This window comes from Cedecea neteri (assembly GCF_000757825.1).
GTDB lineage: Bacteria > Pseudomonadota > Gammaproteobacteria > Enterobacterales > Enterobacteriaceae > Cedecea > Cedecea selenatireducens.
Map to the genome: position 1 here is coordinate 4,725,555 of NZ_CP009451.1, position 23,535 is coordinate 4,749,089.

General features: G+C 54.3%; 24 protein-coding genes. 21 read left to right on the forward strand and 3 right to left on the reverse strand.

The genetic code is table 11. The features are described from left to right. Window positions 1–2 precede the first annotated feature (2 nt). From JT31_RS22000 to JT31_RS22025, 6 genes are read left to right on the forward strand one after another with little or no spacing between them, the layout of a single operon-like run. Window positions 3–683, forward strand: a complete 681-nt coding sequence (locus tag JT31_RS22000; protein WP_038482225.1) for an ABC transporter permease — start codon at window positions 3–5, stop codon at window positions 681–683. A 33-nt stretch (window positions 684–716) separates the two neighbouring features. Continuing rightward, window positions 717–1,601: an ABC transporter substrate-binding protein gene (locus tag JT31_RS22005; RefSeq protein WP_038482227.1), complete on the forward strand. Its 885-nt coding sequence runs from the start codon at window positions 717–719 to the stop codon at window positions 1,599–1,601. A gap of 9 nt (window positions 1,602–1,610) precedes the next feature. Continuing rightward, entirely contained in the window at window positions 1,611–3,170 is a 1,560-nt protein-coding gene (locus JT31_RS22010; protein WP_038482230.1) for an HAL/PAL/TAL family ammonia-lyase, read from the forward strand. Then, a complete protein-coding gene (locus JT31_RS22015) occupies window positions 3,163–4,359 on the forward strand; it encodes a CaiB/BaiF CoA transferase family protein (RefSeq protein WP_038482233.1) in 1,197 nt (398 codons plus the stop codon). The genes JT31_RS22010 and JT31_RS22015 overlap by 8 nt, the downstream gene beginning before the upstream one ends. Window positions 4,360–4,375: 16 nt before the next feature. Further along, the gene (locus JT31_RS22020; protein ID WP_038482236.1) at window positions 4,376–5,269 is read left to right on the forward strand and encodes a 3-hydroxyacyl-CoA dehydrogenase family protein; all 894 of its coding nucleotides are present in this window, start codon (window positions 4,376–4,378) and stop codon (window positions 5,267–5,269) included. Further along, window positions 5,262–6,023, forward strand: a complete 762-nt coding sequence (locus JT31_RS22025) for an enoyl-CoA hydratase-related protein (protein ID WP_038482240.1) — start codon at window positions 5,262–5,264, stop codon at window positions 6,021–6,023. The genes JT31_RS22020 and JT31_RS22025 overlap by 8 nt, the downstream gene beginning before the upstream one ends. A gap of 42 nt (window positions 6,024–6,065) precedes the next feature. On the opposite strand, the gene JT31_RS22030 is transcribed toward JT31_RS22025, so the two are convergent. Both JT31_RS22030 and hutC read right to left on the reverse strand, forming a co-directional pair. Further along, window positions 6,066–6,620, reverse strand: coding sequence for a HutD family protein (locus JT31_RS22030; protein WP_038482243.1), 555 nt, complete (start codon window positions 6,618–6,620; stop codon window positions 6,066–6,068). Further along, window positions 6,617–7,378, reverse strand: coding sequence for a histidine utilization repressor (gene hutC / locus JT31_RS22035; protein WP_038482246.1), 762 nt, complete (start codon window positions 7,376–7,378; stop codon window positions 6,617–6,619). The genes JT31_RS22030 and hutC overlap by 4 nt, the downstream gene beginning before the upstream one ends. A 107-nt stretch (window positions 7,379–7,485) precedes the next feature. Here hutC and JT31_RS22040 point away from each other — a divergent pair, with 107 nt between their 5' ends. The 5 genes from JT31_RS22040 to JT31_RS22060 all read left to right on the forward strand — a co-directional run bounded on the left by JT31_RS22040 (window position 7,486) and on the right by JT31_RS22060 (window position 13,005). After that, window positions 7,486–8,853 carry a formimidoylglutamate deiminase gene (locus tag JT31_RS22040; RefSeq protein WP_038482249.1) on the forward strand — a complete coding sequence of 456 codons (1,368 nt, stop codon included), beginning with the start codon at window positions 7,486–7,488 and terminating at the stop codon, window positions 8,851–8,853. A 130-nt stretch (window positions 8,854–8,983) separates the two neighbouring features. Further along, on the forward strand, window positions 8,984–9,862 hold the full coding sequence (locus JT31_RS22045; protein WP_038482252.1) for a cycle-inhibiting factor: 879 nt from the start codon (window positions 8,984–8,986) through the stop codon (window positions 9,860–9,862). A 157-nt stretch (window positions 9,863–10,019) separates the two neighbouring features. Further along, complete coding sequence (locus JT31_RS22050) at window positions 10,020–10,655, forward strand: carbonic anhydrase (RefSeq protein WP_038482255.1); 636 nt, start codon at window positions 10,020–10,022, stop codon at window positions 10,653–10,655. Between the two features lie 205 nt (window positions 10,656–10,860). Then, a complete protein-coding gene (locus JT31_RS22055) occupies window positions 10,861–11,262 on the forward strand; it encodes a DUF6515 family protein (RefSeq protein WP_038482258.1) in 402 nt (133 codons plus the stop codon). A gap of 354 nt (window positions 11,263–11,616) precedes the next feature. Beyond that, on the forward strand, window positions 11,617–13,005 hold the full coding sequence (locus JT31_RS22060) for a purine-cytosine permease family protein (protein WP_162473308.1): 1,389 nt from the start codon (window positions 11,617–11,619) through the stop codon (window positions 13,003–13,005). A gap of 64 nt (window positions 13,006–13,069) precedes the next feature. Here JT31_RS22060 and JT31_RS22065 read toward each other — a convergent pair whose 3' ends face one another. Next, on the reverse strand, window positions 13,070–14,278 hold the full coding sequence (locus JT31_RS22065) for a hypothetical protein (RefSeq protein ID WP_038482264.1): 1,209 nt from the start codon (window positions 14,276–14,278) through the stop codon (window positions 13,070–13,072). Window positions 14,279–14,518: 240 nt separating this feature from the next. Here JT31_RS22065 and JT31_RS22070 point away from each other — a divergent pair, with 240 nt between their 5' ends. From JT31_RS22070 to JT31_RS23575, 10 genes are all read left to right on the forward strand, one after another. Continuing rightward, entirely contained in the window at window positions 14,519–15,055 is a 537-nt protein-coding gene (locus JT31_RS22070) for a fimbrial protein (RefSeq protein WP_038482265.1), read from the forward strand. 54 nt (window positions 15,056–15,109) lie between these two features. Then, a complete protein-coding gene (locus JT31_RS22075) occupies window positions 15,110–15,667 on the forward strand; it encodes a fimbrial protein (protein ID WP_038482266.1) in 558 nt (185 codons plus the stop codon). Then, the gene (locus JT31_RS22080; RefSeq protein ID WP_038482267.1) at window positions 15,667–18,183 is read left to right on the forward strand and encodes an outer membrane usher protein; all 2,517 of its coding nucleotides are present in this window, start codon (window positions 15,667–15,669) and stop codon (window positions 18,181–18,183) included. Before JT31_RS22075 ends, JT31_RS22080 begins: the two co-directional genes overlap by 1 nt. Before the next feature lie 88 nt (window positions 18,184–18,271). After that, the gene (locus JT31_RS22085; protein ID WP_038482268.1) at window positions 18,272–19,024 is read left to right on the forward strand and encodes a fimbria/pilus periplasmic chaperone; all 753 of its coding nucleotides are present in this window, start codon (window positions 18,272–18,274) and stop codon (window positions 19,022–19,024) included. Between the two features lie 5 nt (window positions 19,025–19,029). Then, window positions 19,030–19,650: a fimbrial protein gene (locus JT31_RS22090; protein WP_038482271.1), complete on the forward strand. Its 621-nt coding sequence runs from the start codon at window positions 19,030–19,032 to the stop codon at window positions 19,648–19,650. Beyond that, the gene (locus tag JT31_RS22095) at window positions 19,643–20,167 is read left to right on the forward strand and encodes a fimbrial protein (RefSeq protein WP_081948211.1); all 525 of its coding nucleotides are present in this window, start codon (window positions 19,643–19,645) and stop codon (window positions 20,165–20,167) included. The genes JT31_RS22090 and JT31_RS22095 overlap by 8 nt, the downstream gene beginning before the upstream one ends. Window positions 20,168–20,177: 10 nt before the next feature. Beyond that, window positions 20,178–20,702, forward strand: a complete 525-nt coding sequence (locus JT31_RS22100) for a fimbrial protein (protein WP_038482274.1) — start codon at window positions 20,178–20,180, stop codon at window positions 20,700–20,702. 9 nt (window positions 20,703–20,711) lie between these two features. Beyond that, on the forward strand, window positions 20,712–21,272 hold the full coding sequence (locus tag JT31_RS22105; RefSeq protein ID WP_052049051.1) for a fimbrial protein: 561 nt from the start codon (window positions 20,712–20,714) through the stop codon (window positions 21,270–21,272). 17 nt (window positions 21,273–21,289) lie between these two features. Continuing rightward, window positions 21,290–22,207, forward strand: coding sequence for a fimbrial protein (locus JT31_RS22110; protein WP_038482277.1), 918 nt, complete (start codon window positions 21,290–21,292; stop codon window positions 22,205–22,207). A gap of 551 nt (window positions 22,208–22,758) precedes the next feature. Beyond that, a complete protein-coding gene (locus JT31_RS23575; RefSeq protein WP_081948213.1) occupies window positions 22,759–23,523 on the forward strand; it encodes a transcriptional regulator in 765 nt (254 codons plus the stop codon). Window positions 23,524–23,535: the final 12 nt, after the last annotated feature.

Genomic DNA, 23,535 nt, shown 5'->3' on the forward strand with positions numbered 1-23,535 from the left:
GTATGTCTGACTGGTTCTTTACGCTCAGCCACTGGTATGGCGATGACGGTATTCTCCCGCTGCTGGCACAGCACATTGGCTACAGCGCCGTGGCGCTGGCGATAGCGATTGCCATTGCTTTTCCGGTGGGCTGCTACACCGGCCATACCGGTAAGGGCGAAGCGCTGCTGATTGGCACCACCAACGCGCTGCGCTCGCTGCCTTCGTTTGGCCTGATTATCCTGCTGGTTATCCTGATGGCGGGCTATTTCGAGTCGGATATGGCCTTTATTCTCCCGTGCATCATCGTGCTGGTGGTGCTGGCGCTGCCGCCGATAGCGCTCGGCGTGCATGCGGGCATCCGCTCCGTTGACCCGAGCGTGCATGATGCCGCCAAAGGCATTGGCCTGACGCCGTTCCAGGTGCTGACGCAGGTTGAGCTTCCGTGCGCCACGCCGCTCATTCTCTCCGGCATTCGCAGCGCCACGCTGCAGATTATCTCTACCGCCACCATCGCGGCCTATGTCTCGCTGGGCGGCCTTGGCCGATTAATTATCGATGGCCGTGCGGCCAACGATTTTGCGCAGATGACCGCCGGCGCGGTGCTGGTTGCCGTGCTGGCGCTGCTTGTGGATGTGTTCTTTTCCCTTTCGGTGAAGTATGTGGTTTCCCACGGTATTTCCCGACGTATCAAAACCCAGTGATGTTGAGCCCGTTAATTACACAAGGTGAACGCGATGAATATGAAGAAACGTTGTTTGACGCTGTTGAGTGCCGCGATGCTGTCCGTTGTTTCCTCCGCGTGGGCGGCGGACTCGGGCCAGAAGGTGATTATTGGCTCGGCTGATTTCCCGGAAAACCAGCTGCTGGCGACGATTTATGCCGGGGCCCTGGAAGCGCAAAACATCCCCGTGGAGAAGAAGCTGAATATCGGCAGCCGCGAAGTCTACATTCCGGCTCTGCTCGACGGCTCCATTAACGTTATCCCTGAATACAGCGGCGCGCTGCTGAGCTACCTGGACGCCAATAATAAAGCGCACAGCTCTGATGAAGTGGCGACCGCGCTGGCGACGAAGCTGCCGGCAAAAGTGAAAATGCTGCACACCGCCGTGGCGCAAAACAGCGACGTTATCGCCGTGACCAAAAAAACGGCGGATAAATACCAGCTCAAAACCATTGATGACCTGAAGCCTCACGCGGCAGAACTCATCCTGGGTGGCCCGGCAGAATGGAAAACTCGCCATGAAGGCGTGCCGGGGCTTAAAGAAGTCTATGGCCTGAACTTCAAGAGCTTCAAAGTGCTGGATGTCGCAGGCCCGCTGACGCTGACCGCGCTGAAAAATAATCAAATCCAGGCGGCTGACTTAACGTCCACTACGCCGGAAATTCAGAAAGATCATCTGGTGGCGCTTGCCGATCCGAAAAACCTGTTTGCGGCACAAAACATCGTCCCGATTGTCGCCACCGCCACGCTGAACCCGACGATTGAGAACACGCTGAACAAAGTGTCTGCGCAGCTAACCACCGCAGATTTGATTGCCATGAACGGGCAGCTTGCCGAATTCGCCAGCATTGATGACGTGGCTCATCAGTGGCTGGTTAAACATGGCCTGAGCAAGTAAGGGCGCACAATGACAAGACAAACTGGCTCCTCCGCTCACCTGCATCAGGCCGTGACCCTGGGCAGAGCGCAGACCACTATCGAAGAGTTAGTGCGCATTGCCGACGGGGCTCCGGTCGCGCTGGCCGAAGAAGCGCTGGCGAACATGGACAGCGTGAGCGGCTATATTCGCCGGGCAATAGATGAAGGGCAGGTAATTTACGGGCTGACCACAGGGGTGGGTGATTTGGTGACGGAGCGCCTGTCTGCCGATCAGATTGCCAGCGTGCAGCTGAACATGCTGCGCAGCCACGCCTGTGGAATGGGGCCAGATTTGTCGGGGCGTGAAGTGCGCGCGATGATGGCAGTGATGCTGAAGTCGCTGCTGCAGGGCTACAGCGGCGTTAGCGCCGGGCTGGCGAAACGCATGGCCGAAATGCTTAACCGCCAGGTCACGCCCTGGTCGCCTGCGGGCGGCTCGGTTGGCTATTTAATTGCGACGGCGCATATCGGCCTCTCTCTCTTTGGGGAAGGGAAGTGTTGGTATCAGGGCGAGCTTTTGCCGTCCGCCGAAGCCCTGGCAAAGGCGGGCATTGCCCCTCGAATCCCTGGCCCGCGTGAAGGTCATGCCCTGATAAGCGGCACCTATGAAATCACCGGGCTGGCGTGCCTGGCCGTGCATGATTTTGAGCGCCTGTTGCCGGTGGCGGATATGGCGGGGGGCATGTGCCTTGAAGCGCTGAAGGGCAACACCCGTGGCTACGACGCAAGGCTGCACGCCCTGCGTCCGCACGACGGGCAGCAAAAAACCGCCGCGATTTTGCGCCGCTTGCTCAGCGGCAGCGAGATCTTTGCCCGCTACCGCGACCACCGCGTACAGGATGCTCTGAGCCTGCGCTGTATTCCGCAAATCCACGGCGCGGTGCGCGACCAGCTCGCCCATTGCCGCCAGATTGTCACCATCGAGCTGAACTCGGTCACCGACAACCCGGTCTTCCTTATCGAAGACGACGCGCTGGTTATTCTTCCCGGCGGCAACGGCCACGGTGCCCCGCTGGCGCTGGCATTGGATTCTCTGGCGATAGCCATTGCCCAGGTCAGCACGGCGTCTCAGGCTCGATCCGATCGTATTACCAACGTGCACCTGAGCGGCCTGCCGGCGTTCCTGGTTGGCAGAAGCGGCGCTAACTCCGGCATGATGATCCCGCCTTACGTTGCCGCCGCGCTGGCAGGGGATAACCGCAGCCTGGCCGCGCCGTCCAGCGTGCATACCGTCACCACCTGCGCCGGGCAGGAAGACCATATCAGCATGGGCGTTTCTTCGGCTCGCAAGGCGCTGCAGGCGGTGAGCAATGCGGTGGATATCGTTGCCATCGAGCTGCTGTGTGCCAGCCAGGCGCTGGAGTTCCATCGCCCGCTGCGTGCCTCCGTCGGCGCGGAGTTGACGCTGGGCATGGTGCGCGAGCTTGTGCCGTTCCGCGAGACGGACACCGCGCTGTACCCGGACATGCATGCCGTGCGGGATTTGATTGCCGAAGGCGAGCTGAGCCAAAGGCTGCTCTCCCTTATTGAGGAGTCAGAACATGAGTGAAGCTTTACAGCCGCTAAAAGGCATCAGAGTGCTTGATCTATCCCGCGTGCTGGCCGGCCCGTGGTGCGCTTCCTTACTGAACGATCTGGGGGCCGAAGTCATCAAGATTGAGATGCCGGGCAGCGGGGATGACTCCCGCAGCTTCACCCCCCACATTGCCGGGGAAAGCAGCTACTTCATGCAGCTTAACCACGGCAAAAAAAGCGTCACCCTGGATTTAAAAGCCCCGGAGGGGTTAGCCATCCTCAAGCAGCTGGTGGCGCAGGCCGACGTGCTGGTGGAAAACTTCCGGCCGGGCGTAACCAAACGCCTCGGCATCGACTACCCGACGCTGCAGGAGATTAATCCGCGGCTGGTTTATGCCAGCATTTCCGGGTTTGGGCAGCAAGGGGCGATGGCGCACAAAGCCGCTTACGACCACATCGTGCAGGCCTATGGCGGCATTATGCAGGTCACCGGCTGGGCGGAAGGGGAGCCAACCCGAGTTGGCGATGCCATTGGTGACGTGGTCGCCGGGCTGTACGGCAGTTGGGCGGTGCTTGCCGCGCTGCTGCAGCGCGGGATCGGCGGCCAGGGGCAGCATCTTGATGTCTCGATGCTGGATACCATGGTGACGATGCAAATGGTTTCCCTTACCCAGTGGATTGGCGGCCAGCCTCCCGCCGGGCGGCTCGGGAACGCGCATCCTATCAGTGCCCCGATGGACAGCTATCCTGCTCAGGATGGCCACATCGTGATTGCGGTCGCCAACGACAAGCTGTTCCGCCAGCTTTGCTCGGCGATGGAAAAGCCCGAGCTGGCGAGCGATCCGCTGTATCTCACGGACCCGCTGCGCCTGGCTAACCAGCAGCCGCTTCGTGTAGAAATAGAGCGCTGGCTGGCTGATAAAACCGTCAATGATGCGCAGGCCATTCTAGACAGCGCAGGCGTTCCGGCCTCCGCCGTTCTGCGCCTCGATCAAATCCTTACCAGTGATTATGCGCGAGAGCGCGAGCTTGTTAAGCAGGTGAAACACCCGACGGCAGGCAACATATCTATTGTTCCGCAGCCGGTGAAAATGAGCGCCATGACGGCAGAGCCCGCGCTGGTGCCGCCTGCGCTGGGCGAACATACGGCAAGCGTGCTGCAAGAATTACTGGCGATCGACGAGGCAACGCTTAAGCAGTTAAAGGCGCAGGGCGTAATTTAACCGGCGGAGAACGTAAATGGTGCAAATAAAGAAAGTGGCGGTGGTCGGGGCCGGAACGATGGGCGCGCGAATCACCGTTGTTATGGCGAGGGCGGGCTACCGCGTTAGCCTGTGGTCGCGTTCTGAATCAACGCTTGATAAAGCTCGAACTATTGTGGACTCGCTCGCTGCCAGCGAAAACGTGGCATTCACGACGTCGCTGGAGGCTTGCCTGGCCGACGCTGACCTGGTTTCTGAAAACGTGGCCGAGGACGTGGCGCTGAAACAGCGCGTGCTGAATGACATCGAACAGCAGGTTAGCGCTGACTGCGTGATAACCACCAACACCTCAAGCGTGTCCATCACGCTGCTGGCGTCGGCCCTGAGCCAGCCGCAGAGGCTGATCGGCATGCACTGGTTTAATCCGGCGGACACCATGCCGATGATCGAGATTGTGCGCGGTGAAAACACGGCGGACGAGGTCTGCCTGCGGGTGCGGGATATTTGCCAGCAGCTGGGCAAAGAGACGATCACCGTTAATCAGGATATTCCGGGCTTTATTATCAACCGGCTGCAGTACGCGATGCTGCGCGAGGCGCTTTATCTGGTGGATGCCGGGATTGGTTCTGTGGAGGATGTCGACCGTGCGGTGCAGAGAACCCTTGCTCCGCGCTGGGCGGCGATGGGGCCGATGAAGCTGATGGATTTTGCCGGGCTGGATACGGTGGAAAAAGTCGCCGGGATCTTGCTGCCTGCGCTGGATAACAGCAGCCAATTACCTGCCTGGCTGAAAGAGAAGGTGGCCGACAACAAACTCGGCGTAAAAAGCGGCGAGGGCTTTTATGCCTGGACCGCTGAGGCAGCCTCAGCCGCAATGCGCAAGCGTGATGAAACGGTCAGGCACCTGACCGGGAGCAATGAGCATGAGTGATATTCTCTCCCGCGTGGACGGCGCTGTTGCCGTGGTCACCCTCAACAGGGCGCAAAAATATAACGCGCTAACCGCTGAAATGCTGGATGAGCTGGTCAGCACGCTAAAGGAGCTGGACGGGCGAGCGGACGTCAGAGCGATAGTTCTGTTTGGCTCCCCCAAAGCCTTCTCTGCCGGAGCGGATACCGGCACGCTGGCTTCCGCTTCGGCAACGACGCTGTGGCGCAGTGGGTTTAGCGAGAAGTGGGACAGGGTCGCGGAAATCGAAACGCCGCTGATTGCCGCCGTCTCCGGCTACGCCCTCGGCGGAGGGCTGGAGCTGGCGCTGCTGTGCGACATGATTATCGCCGATCAAAGCGCGGTCTTCGGCCTGCCGGAAAGCCACATCGGTATTATTCCCGGCGCGGGTGGTACGCAGCGGCTGGTGCGCGCCGTCGGCAAGTCGCTGGCGATGGACATGCTATTGAGCGGCAGAAGAATTGACGCGCAGGAAGCCCTGCGTGCCGGGCTTGTCAGCCGCGTGACGGATTCACTTGAGGAGCAGGCGTTAATATTGGCAAATCAGGTGGCTAAAGCCGCGCCGCTGGCGGCGATGATGATTAAAAAAGCCGTGGCGGCGAGCTATGAAATGCCGCTCAGCGCAGGCGTGGCCTATGAAAGATCGCTCTCTGCTTTGATAGCCGACAGTGAGGACAGGGCGGCCGGGCTGGCGGCGTTTAAAAATAAGCAGTCGCCTGAGTTTAAGGGGCGATAAGCTGAAGTAGAGGTGAAACCGGCAGCCAGTCTGCCGGTTTTTTTATGCGCTAAGGGTGACGCGCGCAAAAAGGGAAGGAGCCGCGGAAACCACGCGGATTGTCGCCGGGGCGCTAATCAACAGGCTGTCGTAGGGCTGCAAAACGTGTCGTTCTCCGCTGACGTCAATCTCCAGCGATTCGCCCGCATTAAACAGCAGCTGCGTGCCCTGCTGGTGCGTCCAGGTGCCTTCTCGCAGCCAGCTGACAGCGGCTTTAGTAGCGTCTGCCTTATAGATGACGTTAAAGTCCAGCAGCGGGCCGCCCTGAATAATGCAGGAGACGTCACTTTCACCGTTGAAATCGGTGGCCTGGAACGGTGGGATGAGCGGGCTCTTTTCGCCGTCGACGGTGAGATACATGCCTTCACCTTCCAGCACGCTGATGTTGCGCAGGTAGCCGGGGAAGCGAGAGAAGGGGCCGTCATGGCGAATGGTCGCCACCGAAATACGCCAGTCGTAGTCATTCGTTGCCGGGCAGCGGTAAATCTCCCGCGTTACGCCCTGGCCGTTTTTCCATGGCATTTCCGGGCATTGCTCGTAGGGCAGAAGCTGGATCATTTATGCATGCTTCCTTCGAGGCGGTAGCGCGAGCCGGGGTAAACCAGGCGCACGCTGGTGACGATTTTTTTGTTCTGCCGCCCGGTCCAGGTACGGCGATTAACCTGCAGGCAAGGCGTGTGCTCGTCGATTTCCAGATACACGCACTCTTCGCGAGGCACGTTCACCGCCTCAATAATGTGCTCGCCTTCAACGATAGGCGCGATGGACGAAAGATAGGCGTTGGGCGTGATGCGGGTGAAATCCTGCTGGAAGTAGTCCGGGACGATCAGCGAGTTCACCAGGCGGTCTTCCAGCATCACCGGCACGCCGTTTTCGTAGTGGCAAATCAGCGAATGGAACAGGCGGCTGCCTTTAGGTAAATTGAACGCCATCGCCTGCTGCGCGTCGGCATAGACCTGGGTTAGCTCCAGCACGCGAGCGTGATGACGGTGCCCGCGGCTGGCGATTTCGTCGGCAATATTGTTGATTTCCAGCAGCGCGGATTGGCCACGAACTTCGGCGACGAATGTCCCGATACCCTGCATGCGAACCAGCAGGCCTTCGGCGGTCAGCTCGCGCAGGGCGCGGTTGATGGTCATGCGGCTATAGCCGAACTGATTCACCAGCTCACTTTCCGATGGCACGCGGTAGTTTACCGGCCACAGCCCGCTATGAATGTTGGTCTTAATAATGATTTTGACTCTTTCATAAAAAGGGGCCGGCTGGTCCAGATTTTCGGTCTCTGCCGCTGCTTTAAAAACGTCGTTTTGTGCCATTCATCATTCCTCGCCCGGGTATCCTTTAAAGTTTACTCTACCCCTATTTGGATGTATATATACATGCATGTATATACAATTGATTAACATCAAACCGGGGTGCTGATATGGCGGTATATTTCGCGGCAAAAGCGCTTCTGCCGCAGGGCTGGGCGGAGAATGTCAAACTGGGCGTTTCGCCGCAGGGGGTGATTAGTTCCCTGGAATGCAACAGCGTGCCGGGGGCCGACGATATCCGGCTTGAGGGGGTTGTGGTGCCGGGCATGCCGAACCTGCATTCACACGCTTTTCAGCGGGCGATGGCCGGGCTGACGGAAGTGGTTGGCGACCCGGCGGACAGCTTCTGGACGTGGCGTGACCTGATGTACCGCCTGGTGGGCAAAATCACCCCCGAACAGCTGGAGACTATCGCCAGCTATCTGTATATCGAAATGCTGAAGGCCGGCTACACCTCGGTGGCCGAATTCCACTACCTGCACCACGACGTTGACGGTAAGGCTTACGCGCAGCCTGCCGAGCTGGCGCTACGCATTGCCCACGCGGCAAAAAATATCGGCATTGGCCTGACGCTGCTCCCGGTGCTCTACTCGCACTCTGGCTTCGGCGGGCAGCCCGCTTCGGCAGGGCAGCGTCGCTTCATAAACGATACCGACAGCTACCTGAAACTGTACGACAGCATTGCCACGGCGCTTGCCCCGGAACCGATGCAGCGCGCAGGGCTGTGCTTCCATTCGCTGCGTGCGGTTACGCCGGAACAAATGCGTATCGTGCTGGAAAGCCAGGCGCAGCCTCAGCCGGTGCATATTCATATCTCCGAGCAGCGCAAAGAGGTTGAGGATTGTTTGGCCTGGTCCGGCCTGCGCCCTGTGGAATGGCTGTATCAAAATATGCCGGTTGATGAGCGCTGGTGCCTGATTCATGCCACCCACATCACCGAAAGTGAAACCCGCCTTATTGCTGAGTCTGGCGCCGTAGCCGGGCTATGCCTGACCACCGAGGCGAACCTGGGTGACGGCATTTTCCCAGGGCAAGCATTCCTGCAGCAGGGCGGTAACTGGGGGATCGGCTCCGACAGCCATATCAGCGTTAGCGTGAGCGAGGATTTGCGCTGGTTTGAATATGGCCAGCGCCTCAATAACCGCCGCCGCAACTTGCTTCACCTCGAAGCCGAGCCTTATGTCGGTAACGTGCTTTATCAGGGGGCGCTGCACGGCGGGCGAATGGCGCTGGGGCAAAACATTGGCGAGCTGGCCGTGGGGGCAAGAGCTGACTGGCTGGTGCTGGACGGCAACGATCCGTTCCTGGCGACGGCGAAAGACAATGAACTGTTGAACCGCTGGATTTTTGCCTGCTCTTCTAACCCAATAAAAGAAGTGATGACCGGCGGAAAATGGGTCATACGCGACGGACGACATGCCAGAGATGAAGAGGTTAAGGCCGGTTTTGCTCAGGTGCTAAAACAGCTAACGTCTTAACCGTTTTTTCATGATCGGCTGAAAAAACTCTCCAGCCCACGCCCAGGCGTGGGTTTTTTTACTCCTTCGGGAACCTGAATCTCGTCATTACCACTCAGCCTCAAATAGCCAACGAGTGGAATACCCTCAGATGAGAAACCTGCTTAATACCTTCCGTCCTGCACAGCCAGATCCGCGCCTGCAGGCGCAAAATAGCCAGCAAAGTCGGACTGCCAGAACGTCGGCCACGGCTTCTTCGTCCCGTAGCGTCAATAACCCGTCAACCCGCATGGTGCAGGACTTCGCGAAGCTAAGCGCCAAAAACCTGAGAGCAAACGTGCTGCTTAACAGCGATGACAATTCCACGCCTATTCACCATAAAAGCCCTTCGGCGCTGCTGAAGGCGATAGACGATAACATCACGAATACGGCGCGAGACTGGGGAATGCCGAAGCATGAGGTGGAGGCGATGCTGGGCAGCAGCAAGCGCATCAATGAGCCAGTTTGCGGCGTCACCGCGAATAACGTGATGAAGCTGTTCCTGGATACGGACCACTTCAGCTACGCTTTTGAACACGGGCATACCATGTCTTTGTCGCAGCTTCAGCATCAACTGGCGAATTTACCTGCCCATAAGAATTTCATTTTGCGGGTGAATGATGCGGGCCTTGGGCATGCGTACGTGATAGATCTTCCCGCCAGCGCTAAACCACGGCGCGATGCGTTTATCTATCAGTCTGATTTAGGCGACGGCGCAACCCGTCCGCTTCGGCTTGACGACTGGATGAGCAAGAAAGCCGCCCATCCGCTGTCGATGAATGATATCAACACGCACTTTATGAACATGTCGCAGGGCAGAGTCGACCCGGGGCATATCGCTAAGCTGTTTGACGTCGACGGTAACCCGAAGATGCTGCGCCCGGAGCGTCTTGATTTACGCAAGAACCATGGCTTTAATTTCCAGCTATCGGAATACGACCCGGCGAACCTGGAAAGAAATGTTTCGGCGATTAAAGCTCGATGCGGCTGAGAATTTGCCTGGTGCAGTGCCGAGAAGGCCCATGAAATGCGTGGGCTTTTTGGCTGGCTAACAAGGTAAGAAAAATGCCCTTTTGGCGCGTTGGGGCTGGACTAACTCAATGTGATCTCTATCATATCGTGGTCACTACAGAACAAGAGAATGTGCTATGCAACATATCATCGAAGGTTTCCTTAACTTCCAGAAAGAGATTTTTCCGCAGCGCAAAGAGCTCTTTCGCAGCCTGGCGTCCAGCCAAAATCCTAAAGCGCTTTTTATTTCCTGTTCCGACAGCCGCCTGGTGCCGGAGCTGGTGACCCAGCAGGAGCCGGGACAGCTCTTCGTTATTCGTAATGCCGGTAACATCGTGCCTTCCTTTGGCCCGGAGCCGGGCGGGGTGTCTGCTACCATCGAATACGCGGTTGTGGCGCTTGGCGTGACGGATATTGTGATTTGCGGGCACTCTAACTGCGGCGCGATGAAAGCCATTGCCTCCTGCCAGTGTCTGGACCCGATGCCTGCCGTGGCCCACTGGCTGCACTATTCCGATGCGGCAAAAGCGGTAGTCGAAAAGAAAACCTGGGATAACGAGACCGACAAGGTCAACGCCATGGTAGAAGAAAACGTCATCGCGCAGCTGAACAACATTAAAACGCATCCTTCCGTGGCCGTTGGCCTGCGTAATAACGGCCTGCGTCTGCACGGCTGGGTTTACGATATCGAAAGCGGCGAAATTCGCACGCTGGATAAAAACAGCAAGACCTTTGTTTCTCTGGCGGATAATCCTGACGTTTGTTTCGAATAAAATAACGCCAGCATTCTTGCAGACAAATAAATCCACGCTTTGCGTGGATTTTTTACATCTAAGGATAAATAAAGGCGCCAGACGCTGGATTGTGGAGATTTCAGGGATTTACCATTCCCCTACGGTAATGCCTCTGGGCGCGGGATTATAATCGACATAAAGCGGGCCAAAGCTCGCGTTCAGCCGCAGGTCAGGAGTGTTTAAGATGAAAAAGTCTCTGTCTATTTTGGCAATGTCTGCGCTGATGATTGTCCCGTCGCTGGCGCAGGCACGCCCTGGCCCCTGGTTCGGTCATGGGCCGGGGTTCTGGTCTGGTCCTCGTTATTACGCCGGGCCGCATTACTTCTATCCGGGGCCGCGTCTGACCGTGCTGCCGGGGCTGGCAACGGCCATTATCGTCGGCGGGCTGACCTATTACGTGGTCAACGGTATTTATTACCAGCGTCAGGGTACGGAGTACATTCGGGTTGAAACGCCGTCAAGCCCAGGGGGCGGCATCAGCGTTCTGGATTACAACGGCAAGCGTTATTACGTGCGTAACGGCAGCTATTACCAGAAGGATATTAACGGTAACTATTTCGAGGTGCCCCGCCCCGCCGGGCTGTAAATCCACAGCATAAGAAACCCACCGTCAGCGTGGGTTTCTTATGGCATGAATTTATGCCTTAATTTTCCGCGGCCCCAAACGTTGACCGTCCCCGCAACGTTCATCCTGATTTACTCCTCGCGCAGAAGCCATCAGTTTTTCATATTGGTACATCTGCACATCAATTTGGTTACATAAAATCTACAACTTAGTTCGCAAATTCATTATCAGCAGGGTGTGGAATGCGTTTTTTACTTGTATATACATGAGTGGTCATTTGATGTGTGGTGGGTTTTCCGGCGTTTAATCAGCTTTAGCGAGGTTGTTATGTCTTCATTTTCATCCGCAGAAGAACAGTCCAGGAAAGGCTCGCGTTTGACCGAGTCCCGTTCTATCGATTACATCCCCGACGGCGAACGTCATGGGCATCCTTTCAGCCAGTTTACCCTCTGGTTCGGCGGTAATTTGCAGATAACCGCGATTGTCACCGGCGCGCTGGCCGTTGTTCTGGGCGGGGATGTGGTCTGGTCGCTGGTGGGGCTATTCGTCGGGCAGATTCTGGGCGCATCGATCATGTCTTTCCACGCTTTGCAGGGGCCACGGCTTGGCTTACCGCAGATGATTATCACCCGCGCACAGTTTGGCGTTTACGGCGCGGTGATACCGCTGGTGCTGGTGTGCATCATGTACATTGGTTTTTCCGCGAGCGGGACGGTGCTGGCGGGGCAGGCGATGGCCCGTCTGCTGTCGATAAGTGACGCCAGCGGGATGATCCTGTTCAGCGCGATTATCATCGTGATTGCGGTGCTCGGCTATCGCGTGATCCATAAGCTTGGCAAGGTCGCCAGTATTGTCGGCGTGTTGGCTTTTGCCTGGCTGTTTGGTTCGCTGCTGCTCAATACCGATCTCACGGCTATTATGCAAAATAACCATTTCTCGATGCCGATGTTTTTGCTGGCGGTGTCGCTGTCTTCCTCCTGGCAAATCGCCTTTTGCCCCTACGTTTCCGATTATTCACGCTATCTGCCGCGAAACGTCTCGGGGCCGAAAGTGTTCTTCTCGGTGTTTAGCGGCACCGTGCTGGGGACTCAGGCATCCATGACGCTGGGCGTTATCACCGCCGCCATTGCCGGGAGCGCGTTTTCCGGCCACGAGGTTGGCTACATTGTGGGGCTGGGCAAAACCGAAACCATGGCGATGCTGATTTATTTCGCGATCTGCTTCGGCAAAATCACCTTCACCACGCTGAACGCCTACGGCAGCTTTATGTCACTGACGACCATTGTTTCCGGCTTTCGCAAACAGGTTACCCTCAGCCAAAAAAATCGCATTCTGTTTGTGGTGCTGATGGTGGCTGCCTCGTGCATCATTGCGCTGCTGAGCGAACCCGCATTCCTGAAACATTTCACCCACTTCCTGCTGTTCTTACTGGCTTTCTTTGTGCCCTGGAGCGCGATTGGCCTGACCGATTACTATCTTATTTCGTGCCGCGCCGTTGATATAACCGCGCTGTTTGATGCCGATAAACGCTATGGCCGCTGGAACCTGTTTGGTATTGGTGTGTATATCGTCGGGGTACTGATTCAGCTGCCGTTTATCGAAAACCCGCTCTTCCACGGCTCGTTGACGTGGCTGTTCGCCGGCAACGACGTGTCGTGGATTATCGGCTGGTTTGCTACCGCGATTCTCTATTATGGCCTGCACCGCCTGGATAAACGCGTTTTGCCGGCGGCGACGGTTTACCCTAATAGTTCGGCTCGCTGATCTTGTGCTGAAAACAAAAATCCACGCCGGAGCGTGGATTTTAGCTTCTGAGAAATAGAATGACTTAGCTGTCTTGTTTTATATGGGACTTAAGCTCGTCCATTTTCGCTATGAGCGGGCTCTTCCTGGCTTCTAGCTCAGATATATAGTCATAGGATGATTTGATTTCGCCTGATGCAATTTCCTTATTCTTTTCTAATGAGCGAATGGTTTCTTGTTTAGAATTAATTCTCTGCTCAATCTCCAGTTTGGCAGAAAGGCGGTTTTCAAGCTTAACCTGATTGATATCTCTTTTATATTCATTATTAAGCTGCGATATTTCCCTTTGCAGAGCCTTAATGTTTTTTGGCGCGTTATCGAAGTTCTGCATCAGTTTTTGCCACTGTTTGCCCTCATGATTAGGCACTTTAATGAGGTCAGAATATTGACGGCGGCCTTCTTTTAAATCGTAACCGAAGTTCTTGATGGCATATTTATCGCTGCCCAGATGATCCTTCCAACTGGTGGTGCCAAACCCCGTATCTCGCTTATCATAAATATAGCCATCCTCAGCTTTTTTAAGATCCTGCTCGGCACTGCTTACACCGTGCTTTCTTGCAAAATCGAGTAGCACCGCACGACTATTTTCATGCGCGGCAATTTTTTTATTTAATGTACTGATTTCGGCATTTTGTTTGGCCACGAGTTGACTGATTTTTGCTTCAGTATTTTTTAAGCGCTCGGCATCTTTGGCCGCAAAGTCTTTCGGTGAGGTATTCTTTAACGCATCGGCCAGAGGCTTAATCTCATTATGCAGCTTTTTAATTTGCGCTTCAGCGTTGTCAATATTTCCCTGAAGTGTGGTGATCTCATTTTTTTCATGATAAATATTTTTTGAAATGAGCTGGAGACCATTGGCAAGATCTTTAATCTCGCCGTTTATTTTTGCATTGTGAGCATTTATTTCATTTTTGTGAATGTCCTGCACGACCGGAGCAAGCTTCTGTTGAATGTGTTTAAGCTTCTCTTCTTTCTTGTCATGCATTTTGGAGTCCTGTGCTTCAAGCTTGTCAAATAACTTGCTGAAAGTATCTTTCAACGCGACAGGGTCTTTTGGATATGATTCCATTTTTGTCATTAGCAGCTGGCCGACCTCAACTTTATCGCATTTATTGAGGATTCTGTTCAGCGTGTTGACATCACCTTTATGAATGCGATTGTCACTGTCGTTAAGTAAGTTTTTATAGGCTGAAATAAAGCTGTTTTGGTCGCGTATGCTTAATGAGTTAGACATTATTTAGTTCCGAGTGTCGATTTAGTAGATGATTTAACAATGTGCTAAATCGTATAGAACCCCCCAGGGACTTTCTTCTAAAAAACGCTTTTTATATATTTCGCTCGTTGGTGGGGTTGAGGCGGTTTTTGATATCAGTGATTAAAGCACTAGCGTAAATTAGATTATTCCCGTTGCGCAGTCGTGGTAACGAGGCTCTTGTGAAGAACGCTAGTAAGAAACTTATAAAGGAATGAGTAAATGCAATTAACCAAATTGGTTTGGGCCTTTGGTATGGGGGCTGCCGTACTGGCAGGCCAGGCACAGGCAAGCGATCAGGGCCACGGCACGGTTAAGTTTACCGGCAGTATTATTGATGCCCCATGTTCAATTACCCCTGAAACCATTGAGCAGACCGTCGATTTGGGTGAAATCTCCAATAAATCTCTGCTCAACGGCGGAAAGTCCAACCCACGTCCGTTTGATATCAAACTGGAAAGCTGCGATCTCTCGGGGCTTACGGATAAAACCGTCACCATTACTTTCACAGGACCGGAATCTAGCGCTCAGCCCGGCTATTTGGCTATTGTCGGCAGCAGCGCCAGCGGGGCGGCTATCGGTATTACCAACGATGAGGGTACCAACATTCCGCTTGGTACCGCCAGCTCCGCGACAAAAACACAGCAGGGTGATAACACGCTAACTTACTCTGCCTACCTCAAAGGAAACGGCGGGAGCACAGCGGTCGTGCCGGGATCCTTCACCTCGGTTGCCAATTTTACGTTGGCCTATCAGTAAGCAAGCAGCAGGCCTCCTGCGTTTTTCTATACGGTTTTCGTTTGTGAGATACCTATGAATAGCAGTGCTTCGTTTGTAGTGCCCTCCCTGTTTGTGTGGCTTGTGCTATCCCCGGCCTCTCCAGGCGCGCTGGCGAAGAATGCGGCGGATCAGGGACATGGAAAGGTAAGCATGCAGGGTTCGATCATCGACACGCCTTGCGCGATCGCCGTGGCCAGTCGGGAGCAGGCGATTGATCTGATTACTATCCCACTGGAACAAGTGATTCGTGACGGTGCTGGCCCTTCTAAGCCATTCAGTATTCATCTGGAAAATTGTGCCTTTGAGCAGCTGATTCCTAACCAGCAGGACTGGTCGCATTTCATGGTGACCTTTGATGGTCCCGTTACCGACGGCGAGCTGTTTGCCCTCCACGGTGGCGCTCGAGGTATCGGGTTAGAGATTTCTGATGCAACAGGAAACCGTATGCAGCCCGGCATTGCTTCGCAGGCGGGCCTGCTGCAGCCTGGCGCTATGCGCCTTGATTACACACTACGTTTGGTGGGCAACCATCAAAAACTACGGGCCGGGGCTTACTCCACTACCGTGCGTTTTAAACTGGATTATTTTTGATGAGGCAGGTTTTATATCAAGCTGGCGCAGGGCTGCGCCGTTGTCCTATAGCGCTGGTGGTAGCGCTGGCTTTTCCGGGGGCAAAGGGATACGCGAAAGAGGCAATAGAATTCAATACGGATGTCCTCGATATTAGTGACCGTTCACACATTGACCTTAGCCGGTTTTCTCAGGCAGGGTACATCATGCCGGGTAAGTATCAGATGGTTATCCGTCTGAACAAAGCCGAACTGCCGGAGCAAACGTTAGCCTTTATTAAACCGGACAACGATCCTCAGGGCAGCCAGGTGTGCCTTACGCCACAGGTCATTGCTCAACTGGGTTTAAAAGCTTCTGCTTTGCGCGATCTCAGATGGTGGCACAACGGGCAATGTCTGGATACCGCGAGCCTGCCGGGGGTAACCGCACGTGCAGATCTAGGCGAAAGCGCGCTCTACCTGAATATTCCCCAGGCGTATCTGGAATATACCGCTGACAACTGGGATCCGCCTGCTCGCTGGGATGACGGTATTGCCGGGGGCATTTTTGATTACAACCTTAACGGACAGTCTTCGCGTTTTACCGGCGCGAGCCGCAGGGATGTCCAGTCGCTCAGCGGCAACGGAACCACGGGGTTTAACCTGGGGGCCTGGCGTTTTCGCGCCGACTGGCAGGGGCAGTACAACGATACCCGTGGCGCCATGAACAACACGCAGCGTGACTGGCAGTGGAGCCGCTACTACGCCTGGCGGGCGATCCCCTCGTTAAAAGCGAAGCTGATGCTCGGTGAGAACTACCTCAATTCCGGCATGTTCGACAGTTTCCGCTACACCGGAACCAGCATGGAGTCTGATGACAATATGCTGCCACCAAACCTGCGCGGTTACGCGCCGGAAGTCGTCGGTGTGGCAAAAACCAACGCTAAAGTGACCGTTAGCCAGCAGGGACGGGTTATCCATGAAACTACGGTCGCCGCAGGGCCGTTTCGGATTCAGGATTTGAACACCGCCGTTTCAGGCACGCTGGATGTGAAGGTTCAGGAGCAGGATGGCACTTCGCACAGTTTTCAGGTGGATACGGCAAGCATTCCCTATCTTACGCGCCCGGGCAGCGTGCGTTACAAACTCGCCTTGGGTAAACCTTCAGATTACCGCCACGGTAGCCAGGGGCCGGGGTTTGCCACCGGCGAATTCTCCTGGGGGGTGAATAACGGTTGGTCATTGTACGGCGGGAGTTTGCTGGCCGACGACTATCACGCGCTGGCGGCAGGGATTGGCCGCGATTTGCTGGCGTTAGGGGCGCTTTCATTTGACGTCACTCAGTCCCATGCGGAACTGCCAGGGGACAACACCAAAACGGGCAGCTCGTGGCGTCTTAGCTATTCCAAACGTTTTGACGAATACGACAGCCAGGTCACCTTTGCGGGCTATCGCTTTTCTCAGCGCGATTTTATGAGCATGAGCGAATATCTGAACGTGCGCTATCACGGCATCGTTGGTAACAACAATAAAGAGTTGTACACCATCGCTTTTAACAAGCAGTTCCGCAGTCTGGGCCTGAGTGCCTATGCGAACTATAGCCACCAAACCTACTGGAACCGCCCGGATAACGATAGTTACAACCTCTCCCTATCGCGCTATTTCGATGCCTGGCGTTTTAAAAACGTCAGCCTCAACCTGTCGGCCTATCGAACGCTTTATAACAACACCAGCGATGACGGCATGTATCTCAGCCTGTCATTGCCGTGGGGTAACAGCAGCACGTTGAATTTCGATAGCCAGGCGGGCAGTACGGGTAATAGCACTACGGTGGGGTATTTCGACCGCCTCGATAGCAATAACAGCTACCGGGTCAAGGCCGGAGCGGGCAGCAGAGGCAATGCGGTGGGCAGTGGTTACTTCACCCATCAGGGGAATAGCGCGGAAATGAGCGTCAACGCCAGCTACGAAGGTAGCCGCTATCACTCCGTCGGCCTTTCTGCTCAGGGCGGCATCACCGGCACCACGGAAGGCGTTGCGTTACACCGTGTAAGCACCATGGGGGGAACGCGAATGATGGTCGATACCTCGGGCGTCAGCGGCGTTCCGGTGCGGGGATACGGGGGTGTTACCGAGACTAACCGGTTTGGCAAAGCCGTCGTGTCGGACATCAGCAGCTACTACCGAAGCAGCGTTAGCGTGGACGTTAACAAGCTGGCGGATGACGTTGAGGCTACGCGCTCGGTGGTGCAGGGCACCCTGACCGAAGGCGCGATCGGTCTGCGTCGCTTCGGCGTTATCGCCGGGGAAAAAGCGATGGTCACCGTCCGTCTTGCGGACGGCACTACGCCGCCGTTTGGTGCAGTAGTGATGGGATTGGGCGGTCATCAGGCTGGGATCGTTAACGATGGCGGCCAGGTTTGGTTAACCGGAATGAATGCCGGAGAAGCGATGCGCGTGGTATGGGACGGGAAAACCCAGTGCGAGCTGAGTCTGCCGAAACCCTTGCCCACGGCTACCGATAATCTAAGGCTGCTGTGCCAAAGCGTACGGGCTTAAGCCTCCCGCTATCAGGCAAAAGCGTGAATGACAATTCGGTCGCCGCGCAAGACGGCACGGCGACATCCTGCAAAGCGAGTTTCAATTGATGAAAAACTTTTCTTATTTGACGATGACCTCCACCGCCCTGATTGCCGTACTGAGCGGCCAAAGCGCGACGGCGGCCATTGCTCTTGACCGTACCCGTGCCGTCTTTAACGGTGCAAATAAATCGATCAGTTTAAATATCACCAACCAGAATAAAATGTTGCCCTATCTGGCCCAGGCATGGGTAGAAGATGAGCAAGGTAACAAAATCACCCAGCCTCTGACCGCGCTTCCGCCGCTACAGCGAGTAGAACCGTTGGCAAAAGGCCAGGTGAAACTGCAGGTGATAGGCAATGCCAGCACGCTGCCTCAGGATAGAGAGTCGCTGTTTTACTTTAATCTGCGTGAAATCCCGCCCAAAAGCACGAAAGCCAATACCTTGCAGATTGCCCTGCAGACGCGAATCAAGCTGTTCTATCGGCCGGAATCCATTGAAATCAATAGATCCGAAGGCGAAAGCGTGTGGCAGGAAAAAATTACGCTTAAGCGAGAAGGCGATAAATACCGCGTTATTAATCCCGGCCCCTATTACGTGACCCTGGCCGGGGCATACAAACACCCGGACGGCCCCCCGATTGCCGGCTTCGATCCGGTGATGGTTGCCCCTCGTTCAGATGCTTTGTTGAACATCAAGGCATCGACGCTGGGACAGAAACCGATGCTGGCATGGATTAACGACTACGGCGGGCGACCGAAGCTTATCTTCAACTGCGTGGGCAACGTTTGCCGGGTCACCGGGAGTAAAGCCGGGTGAGGCTGATGGAGAAGCAAAACAAGTGGAATTACCACGTTCTGGTAGGGTGCAACCGCGCCGCCAGCGCCCTGGCTTTGACGCTGGTACTGCCGCAGGCGGCCTGGGCGCTGCCTGACAACTGGAACGTTGAAGGCGTAAACGGGGCACTGCATATTTCGGGCGATTTTGTCGAGGGGGCGTGCCGCCTCGACATGACTTCTCAAACTCAGGAAGTCAGTCTCGGCAACACATCGACCGAGGCGCTGCGAAACCCGGGCGATCGTGGTGAGCCGGTAGCCTTTACGCTGAGGGTGCGTGACTGCGTGCGCAGCGGGTCAGAGATGCTCAATACGCGGAGCGGGAACAGCAGCTGGGATTCGCTTCAGCCGGCCGTCAGCGTGACTTTTTTGGCCCCCGGGGATGCCGACAGCCCCGAGCTGGTGCAGGTGAACGGCCTCACCGGGCTGGGGTTGAGGATCGCCGATAGCGCCAGGCGTGACGTGCGATTAGGCGAGCGTACGCTGCCGCAGTTTGTCACCCCGACCAATGATGCACTGGTCTACTACGTGCAGCCCGAACGCACTCCGGCCCCTTTAACGGCGGGGACATGGCAGGCTACGGTCGGCTTCAGGCTGAATTATGACTAAGGATCCAAAGATGATATTTGCCCGATGGGGAGCCATGGCCCTGTTCGCAATGACGGGAATGCTGCTGGCGGGTGATGCGGCAGCGGCGGGCTCAAGTAATTTAGATGTTCGCATTACCGGCACGGTGGTGGCGACCGCATCGTGTACTTTTAGCGGATCTGACCCGATTAAGGTGGAATTCGGTGACGTCTATATCAATGAAATTATTGGTGAGGCCTATAAACAGCCCGTTCCCTATCAGGTGACCTGCAAAGGCGATCCGGACGGTAAAACGCTGCAAATGCAGATTGCCGGTAGCGCCGCCAGCTTTGATGGGAAACAGCTAAAAACCGATGCCAGCGGGCTTGGCATCAAATTGCTTAAAGGAAGCGAAACGCTGCCGGTAAATCAATGGTTCAACTTCGATAACGCCAGCCAGCCTTCGCTGTATGCCGTGCTGGAAAAACAGAGCGGCGCACGTTTTCAGGACGGACAGGCATTCAACGCCAGCGCCACGTTAAAAGTGGCTTATAACTGAGGCAATCAGGGTGAAGAACAAAGTTTACGGCGGCTGCGGAAGGAGCCTGGCGCTGGCGCTACTGCTGTCCGGGCCAGGCGTTCAGCTCACGTCGGCGCATGCCACAGCAACCGGCGACAGTAACGACATTTCCTTTCACGGTACGCTGAGGATCCATCCGTGCCACATCAATAACGATCGCGATGTAAACATCCACTTTGACAATGTTGGCATCCATAAGGTTGACGGGGTGCGTTACCAGCAGGCTATCGCCTGGCAACTGATTTGTGACGATGTTGACCCGGCGTGGCGCCTGACCCTTGCGGTAAACGGCAGCGCAACGTCCTTTGACCGTAGCGCGCTCGCCACCAATATCCGTGGGCTAGGGATCCAGATTAAACAGAACGGTCAGCCGATGGAGATTAACAAACCCCTCGACATCCTTTATCAGCATCCGCCCACGCTTGAGGCTGTGCCGGTAAAAGATCCCGGCATCGATGAGCTGGGCGAAGGGGCGTTTTCCGCTACGGCAACGCTGCTGGCCGAGTATTTATAAGGAGCAGAAATGGGGAGTAGAACGTTAGCCGGACGCAGCGTGGGTATGCTGTTGTTTATGATGGCTTTAACCGGGCACGCGGCGGCAGGAAACGGTGGCCTGAAAGTCACCGGCGACAACCTGAAATTTGACGGGACGCTGGTGGCCGATCCCTGCGAGCTGGATCCGAATACGACGGATATTACCCTGGATTTCGGCACGGTAATCGATACCTATTTATACCTTAACACCCGCACCCACGCGCAGCCCTTCACCCTCAGGCTTCTGGAGTGCGATCTGAGCCTGGGTAATCAGGTAGAGGTCACGTTTAAGGGGACGCAGAGCAAGGAATTACCGGGTTTTCTGGCGCTTAGCAACTCGGCCGCCAGCGGCATCGCGATTGGCCTGGAGCAGAAGGACGGCACACCTTTGCCGCTCAATAAGACCGTGACCGCTTTCACGCTCGCCGGCGGAACCAACGACCTTGTGCTGTACGGTTACGTTATTGGAGAACCTTCCGCGCTGGCCGCACATACCTTGCGTCGTGGAGCATTTGAGGCGCTGGCGACATTCGAGCTTAATTATCCCTAGGAGAATCACATTCAGATATGAAATTACCCTTATTTATTATGCTTCTGGCGGTGCATCAGGGCGCATGGGCCTACTCGTGTAATTCCATTGGCTGGAACGGCGGAGATGCTGACGTTAACGTAAACGTCAGCCCGGACGTCAATACCGGTAGAAACAAGATTGTCGATCTCCGTTCGCAGATCAGCTGCAAGAACGACTCTGTAGACGGCGGTTGGGTCGATTCCATGTGGCTTGCCAGTAACGGAATGAGCCTCAATTCCGCCATCTTCAAGGATCTTAAAGGCGGCGTTATCATTTCAGGAAAGGTTTATCCGGAACCTGTACCTGAAGTTGAGATTTTTAGTCTCAATGCCCAGGAAACCAAGAGCTTACCCGTAGAGCTTTATTTCGAGCTAACCAGCATGGGGAAGTCGTTGCAGATCAGGCGGGGAGACAGGCTTGCGCAGATTAAGTTTATCCAGAGAAATAACCACGGCGCGCAAAACTATTACATCTGGTATTTCATTGCGGCGAACGATGTTGATATAAACACGTCAACGTGCAAAATCCTCTCCGGAGAGATGTTGTTAGTTGAACTGGGAGAGCTTGAAAGAAGTGAGATTCAAAGCTCAGGAACTTCCGCACAGACGGTGGAAAAAAGCCTCAACATAACCTGTGATGTCACCCATGAAGTTGATTTTGAGGTAAAGATGAACACAACTCCTACCTCCTGGAATAATAATGCTATTACTACCAGTAACAATAATCTCGGGGTCGTCATGCGTTGGAACGGGAATATCGTTACCAATGGTAACACGCAGCAGCTCAGTGTGGTAAATGGCAGTATTTCGGTACCACTGAGTTTTACACCAGTGAAACCTACCTCGGTCAGTTATGAAGATATAAAAACAGGTGCTTTTAATGCTTCGGCAACATTGATCATCACGCAACAGTAGGATCGCTTGAAGCGTTTTTTGATAGAGCGTCCTGCCAGCGCGTGTTATTTTGCTGCCTGCAAAAAAGAGGGTGTATTAAGTATTTCCTTCTCATAATAAATATTCATATTGTTAGTTATCATTCAGGAAAAAGTAAATGTTCATGTAACGTGAAAACTTTACTTTCAGTGGCGACAGGGACGTCCTTTTCCAATGATTCTTATAAGGATGAATTGACTAAAAATATGTTCCTAAAATAAACCGAGTGATTTGTTTTGGCTATTGGCTAATATACATCGATCGTTGAAAACAATTTCACATGTTATGATTTGAATGGTACTGTATTATTGCATTCACTGTAAATTCGCATCGAGATCAATTCTGTTGTCTACATCGTGATGAAGAAGACGTTATTTCCCGCCAATTTGTTAAATTAAAGTTATCGATAGGTTGGGTTTTTGTCATCTGAAAAGTTTGGCAGGAGATATTTAAGATCATGGATTGAGAAATTCACTCATGCGTTTTCCTGAAGGTACCTTCACTCACAAAGCTAAACGCCAAAGGGATTTAAAATGAAAAAATGCGTAGTAAATGCAGGAAAAATTTACTTTCTTAATTTCACATTTAATCCAAAATCCAGAACGCTGCAACAAGACGATACCGTTATACAATTAAGGAAAAAGCAGTCAGATGTGCTTGCATTACTTTGCGCAAAATATCCTGAACCGGTTTCTCAGGCTGAATTTCTTGCTGAAGTATGGGGGGGCGGTTATGTGACTTCGCAAAGTATAGCACAGATGATCCGTTCTTTAAGAGTAAGTCTGGGAGATGATACGAAAAGTATTATTTTCACTATCCCAAAGTTGGGGTATCAACTCACAGCCGAACCCTGCTGGGAAGAGCCTGAAGCGGAACCCGATAAACCTGGCTTTGAGTCATCTTTTCCCGGAAACATCGAAGTAGATAACGTTTCTTTTTCAACCCAGTCGATGATTAACGTCATTCCCGTGAGTGCTAATTCGATGTCGGTTATCCCTTATTCTGTTCCCAGGGTGGTGCCAGACAGAAAGAAGTTTTCGCCGCAGGCGTTATTTTTAAGTGCAGTAGCTGCGCTTTTTTTTAGTCTTATTTTTGTTGCCATGACAGCAAGAAGTAACCCGTTGGATTTTATTAAAAATCATAATTATATTGACCAGATGCCATTAGCTAACCTTGTCTCGCCGGTTGGCAATAATTTTTTGTACTGTTGCAATTCGGCTGAAGGAGCAATCTGCCATCCTAAAGAGAATTTGTTAAGCGCCCAATGCGTCACGCTACAAGAAATACCTTCAAAATAATTAATAACGTTA